This window comes from Microbacterium sp., from assembly GCF_035277845.1.
GTDB lineage: Bacteria > Actinomycetota > Actinomycetes > Actinomycetales > Microbacteriaceae > Microbacterium.
Genome location: NZ_DATEJS010000150.1, coordinates 1 through 4,609, shown reverse-complemented (window position 1 = coordinate 4,609; position 4,609 = coordinate 1). Strand labels below are relative to the sequence as shown.

5 protein-coding genes are annotated in these 4,609 nt (G+C 71.9%); 1 reads left to right on the top strand and 4 read right to left on the bottom strand.

The features are described 5' to 3' along the window. Positions 1–667, top strand: a 667-nt coding sequence (locus VJR25_RS06545; RefSeq protein WP_324113786.1) for an urease accessory protein UreD, incomplete at its 5' end; no start/stop codon positions are given. Positions 668–729: 62 nt separating this feature from the next. Here VJR25_RS06545 and VJR25_RS06540 read toward each other — a convergent pair. From VJR25_RS06540 to VJR25_RS06525, 4 genes are all read right to left on the bottom strand, one after another. Continuing rightward, complete coding sequence (locus VJR25_RS06540; protein WP_324113784.1) at positions 730–1,977, bottom strand: MFS transporter; 1,248 nt, start codon at positions 1,975–1,977, stop codon at positions 730–732. Between the two features lie 2 nt (positions 1,978–1,979). Further along, entirely contained in the window at positions 1,980–2,456 is a 477-nt protein-coding gene (locus VJR25_RS06535) for a MarR family winged helix-turn-helix transcriptional regulator (protein ID WP_324113782.1), read from the bottom strand. A 78-nt stretch (positions 2,457–2,534) separates the two neighbouring features. Continuing rightward, positions 2,535–3,884, bottom strand: a complete 1,350-nt coding sequence (locus VJR25_RS06530; RefSeq protein WP_324113780.1) for a S1C family serine protease — start codon at positions 3,882–3,884, stop codon at positions 2,535–2,537. 79 nt (positions 3,885–3,963) lie between these two features. Further along, positions 3,964–4,609: LysR substrate-binding domain-containing protein (locus tag VJR25_RS06525; RefSeq protein WP_324113777.1), on the bottom strand; the 646-nt coding region annotated here is incomplete at its 5' end.

Sequence of the window (4,609 nt, the reverse complement as noted above, 5' to 3'; positions counted from 1 at the left end):
CGCACGGGTCGGACTGCGCGGGGCGGGCATCGTGCCGTGGCTGGTGTCCCGCGGGCCCGCGACGGCGTGGGTCGCGATCGGGGCCGGCGGCGCACTGCTGCTCGGCGGGGATTCCGTGCGGCTCGACGTGCGGGTGGCATCCGGCTGCACGCTGCACATCGAGGACGTCGGCGGCACCGTCGCCTACGACGGCGAGGGGCGCACGGCGACGTGGGACGTGCGCGCGTCGCTCGGAGACGGGGCACGGCTCACCTGGCGGGCGCTGCCGTTCGTCGTCGCGGACGGCGCATCGGTGGAGCGCTCGATGAGCGTGACCCTCGGTGCCGGAGCGAGCGCGATCGTGCGGGAGACGCTCGTGCTCGGGCGGGCCGGTGAGCGCGGCGGCACGGTCGTCTCCCGGCTGGACGTGACGGATGCCGGAGGCCCGCTGCTGGTGGAGACCCTGCGCGTGTGCGGGGATGCTCCGGTGCCGGGCGTGCTCGGCACGCATCGGGTGGTGGACAGCGTGCTGGCGGTGGGGGCGGAGGCGGGTGGCATCCCGGCGGTGACGGATGCGCCGGGAGCGACGGTGCTGCGTCTGGAGCGCGGCGGGCACCTGGTGCGGGCGCTCGGCACGGATGCGCACGTCGTGGACCTCGCGCCCGTGTTCGACAGGTTCGCCGGCTGAGCCCGACAGACGGAAGGAGGGGCACCCCTCGACGGAACGCCCCTCCCCGGTGACAGCGCGACTCAGTCGGCGTCGGCGATCGTGAGGATCGCGGCGGTCTGCTCCGGCGTCTCCTCCTCGAGGTTGACGTGCGCGAGCTTCTTGCTGCCGACGACGATGATCGCCGCGGCGACGATGACGGCCGCACCGCCGACGAAGTACGGCGTGGAGCCGGTGAACTGCCCGGCCAGCCACGTGGTCATCGGCGGGGCGATCGCACCGCCGAGGAAGCGCACGCCGGAGTAGGCCGAGGACGCCACCGTGCGGGGCAGGTCGGTCGCGGACATCACGCACTCGGTGAGCACCGTGTTGATGACACCGAGGAACAGGCCGCCCACGATGATGCAGACGATGATGCCGGCGATCGAGTCGATCGCGAAGCCCGCGACGATGAGCGTCAGGCCGAGCAGCACCATCACGATCCACAGCACGCGGGTGCGCGGCAGGAAGCGCGTCAGGAAGGGAGCGACCCACACCGACGTCACCGCCAGGGCCACGCCCCAGCCGAAGAAGATGAAGCCGAGGGTCTGGGCATCCTCGACACCCAGCGGCACGAGCGCGAACGGCGAGTAGGCCAGCAGGGTGAAGAAGCCGAAGTTGTAGAAGATCGCGGCGATCGCGAGCAGGGTCAGCGCGGGCTTGCCGAGCGCCTTGAACGGGGCGACGATGCTGGTCGGCTGCGGCTTCTCCGGGTTCTTGCGCAGCAGCGTGATGATCGCGATGAAGCCGATGGCCATGAGCACCGCGGTGCCGAAGAAAGGTCCGCGCCAGCTGATCGAGCCGAGCCATCCGCCCAGCAGCGGGCCGATCGCGATGCCGAGACCCAGCGCCGCTTCGTACAGGATGATGGCGCTCGAGGTGCCGCCGGATGCCGCGCCGATGATCGTGGCGAGGGCGGTCGAGATGTAGAGGGCGTTGCCGAGGCCCCAGCCGGCGCGGAAGCCCATGATGCCGCCGATCGAGCCGGATGCGCCGGCGAGCGCGGCGAAGACGACGATCAGCGCGAGGCCGATCAGCAGCGTCCGCTTGGCGCCGATGCGGCTGGAGACCCAGCTGGTGAAGAACATCGCGATGGCGGTCACGAACAGGTAGGTCGTGAACAGCATCTCGGTCTGCGTCGGCGTCGCCTGCAGCTCCTTCGCGATGGCCGGCAGGATCGGGTCGACCAGGCCGATGCCCATGAAGGCGATGACGCTGGAGAACGCGACGGCCCAGACGGCCAGCGGCTGCTTGAGGATGGAGGAGCCCGTCTGCGGGGCGTGGGACGACATGACTAGTCGATGACCTTTCGGATCGGTGCGGTGAGTTCCTGGTGTCCGCGGGCGATGCGCGGGCGGATCAGCTCGAGGGCGGATCGGATGGTGTCGATCTGCCCGGGGGTGAGATCGTCGAACGCCGGCACGAGCGCTTCGGCGACGCGGGCGCGCCACTGATTCAGCACGGCGTCGCCGGCATCCGTCAATGCGATGAGCGACACCCGGTGATCGGCTTCGTCGGCCACCCGCTCGACCTCGCCCCGCTCGACGAGTCCGGCGACGATCTTGGTCATCGTCGGCTGGGCGACCCCCGACGCCTGCGCGAGCTCGCCGAGCCGCGTCGGCCCGGAGGACTGCAGCACGGAGAGCGTGCGCCACGTCGCCGCCGTGGTGGCGTCGCCGGAGGCCCGGCGGGCGAGGCGGGTGAGGCGTCCGCCGGCCTGCACGAGGTCGGCGATCAGTGCGCGCACGGTGTCGGGCTGATCGGTGGACATGCCTCAACTATACATAGCCTGGCTATATATATCAATAGCCAGGCTATACACCTCGCCGGTCCCGCCGGCGGAGGCGGGTCAGGCCGCGGGGCCGGCGATCAGGGTGACGGGCACGGATCGGGCCCGGCCGGAGGCATCCCTGTACGTGATGGTGACGCGCTCACCGGCTTTGTGCTGCTTCAGGATGCCGGAGAGGGCACCGGACGAGCTCACCGCGGTGCCGTCGACGGACGTGATGACGTCGCCCGCCTGCAGGCCCGCCTGCGCCGCGGGGGTTCCGTCGATCACGCCGCTGATCGTCGCACCCGAGGTCTGCGTGGCGCCGGACCCGTATCCGTACCCGTATCCGTAGCCGTTCTGGGCGTCCGCCGGGGCGACCTCGACTCCGAGGAACGCCGGCGTGCCGAGCTGGATGCCGGATCCGCCCGCGCCGGACGTGATCTCGTGCGCGATCGAGAGGGCCGTCGTGATCGGGATCGCGAACGAATCGGCGACACCGCCGGCGCTGGCCGCCGTGTCCATGCCCACGATCCTGCCGTTCGAGCCGTACAGCGGTCCGCCGGAGTCGCCGGACTGGATCGCCGCGTTCGTCTCGATCATGCCGCTGAGCGTCTCGGATGCCGCATACCCGTCGGCCTGCGTGGTCAAGCCCTGGTCGAGGGCGGTGACCGAACCGGATGCCGCGATCAGCGTGCCGCCGCCCTGGGCGTTGCCGACGCCGGTCACGCCGTCCCCGACCTTCACGCTGTTCGACGTGTCGAAGGATGCCGCGGCGAGCCCGGATGCGTGCTGCAGCCGGAGGACGGCGACGTCGTCCGCCGCATCCGTCCCGACGACCGTCGCCGTGTACTTCCTGCCGGTCGAGGGGACCTCGACGGTGATGCTCGTCGCGCCTTCGACCACGTGGTTGTTGGTGAGGACCTCGCCCGTGCTCGTGACGACCATGCCGGTGCCGGCGGCCTCGGCCTGTCCGTAGTCGATCGTCGTGTCGATGAGCACGATCCCCCGCGACTGCGCCGTCGTCGCGGCCGTCCCCGACACGGCGGTGGTCTGCGAGCCGGGCCCTCCACCGTTGCCGCCGTTGCCGCCGGTGCCGCCGGAGCCTGAGCCGCCGCGTCCGGAGCCGCCGTACCCGTCACCCCACCCCGGCGATCCCGAGCCGCCGGAGGCCGGGCCGCCCGACCCGTAGCCGGGGAATCCGGCCCCCGGGCCCTGACTCTGCGCACTCGCCGACGAATGGGATGCCGACGCCACGCCGACACCCAGCGCCGCGCCGATCCCGAGGAGCGCCACGGCCCCTGCCGCCGCGCCGACGATCAGCCTCGGCCGCAGACGCCCACGGGTCCGGTCGGAGGTCGCGGGGTGCGTCGGGAACGGCGTCGCCTGTTCCTCGGGCGTCGGCTGCTGAGGGTCGCTCTGCTCGGTCATGTCTTCCATGAGACGCCCGCAAACAAGAACGACCGTCGGTCTCCGCTATGCCGATCCTATGAAGCTCGAGCCGTGGGCCTCACCCCTGCAGCAGCCCCGCTCTCAGCACCTCGCCGATCTCCGCGGGCAGGTGCGGCGCGGCGTGCAGGGACACCATCCGCGGCGGAACCCGGTCCGCCAGCGTGAGGAACCGGCAGTCGTCGGAGCTCACCGGCAGCGCGAGCTCGGGCACGAAGGCGATGCCGAGGCCGGCTGCGACGTAGGCCGCCACCACCCGGTAGTCGTCGCTGCGCTGCACCTCGTCCGGCGTGAAGCCGGCGCGTCGGGTGAAGTCGTGCAGCATGCTGTCGATCGCGTCGTCCGGGTCGCGGCCGACGATCCAGGCTTCGTCGCGCAGGTCGGCGAGCGACACCTGATCCCGGTCGGCGAGGGGATGCGTGCGGGCGAGCAGGATGCCGAAGTGCTCCTCGAAGAGGCGTTCGCCGCCGGCGCGCCCGCGCGGCTCGGTCTCATAGGTGATGACGGCATCGAGGCGGAGCGCGTCGAAGTCGGCCCAGAGGGCCTCGTTCTCGGCCTCGGTGACGTCGATGCGCAGCCCGGCATCCGTCGCGGCGGCCACGATCGCCGGCAGCAGCCGGGCCGCGGCCGTCGGGAAGACGCCGAGCCGGCACACCCGCCGCCGGTCCCGCAGCGCGGATGCCACCTCCTCCTGCCCGCGGGCGGCG

What these genes read in the sequence shown, in the direction of transcription:
- VJR25_RS06530 (WP_324113780.1), bottom strand. Translation starts at nt 3,884, where the DNA reads ATGACCGAGCAGAGCGACCCTCAGCAGCCGACGCCCGAGGAACAGGCG.
- VJR25_RS06535 (WP_324113782.1), bottom strand. Translation starts at nt 2,456, where the DNA reads ATGTCCACCGATCAGCCCGACACCGTGCGCGCACTGATCGCCGACCTC.
- VJR25_RS06540 (WP_324113784.1), bottom strand. Translation starts at nt 1,977, where the DNA reads ATGTCGTCCCACGCCCCGCAGACGGGCTCCTCCATCCTCAAGCAGCCG.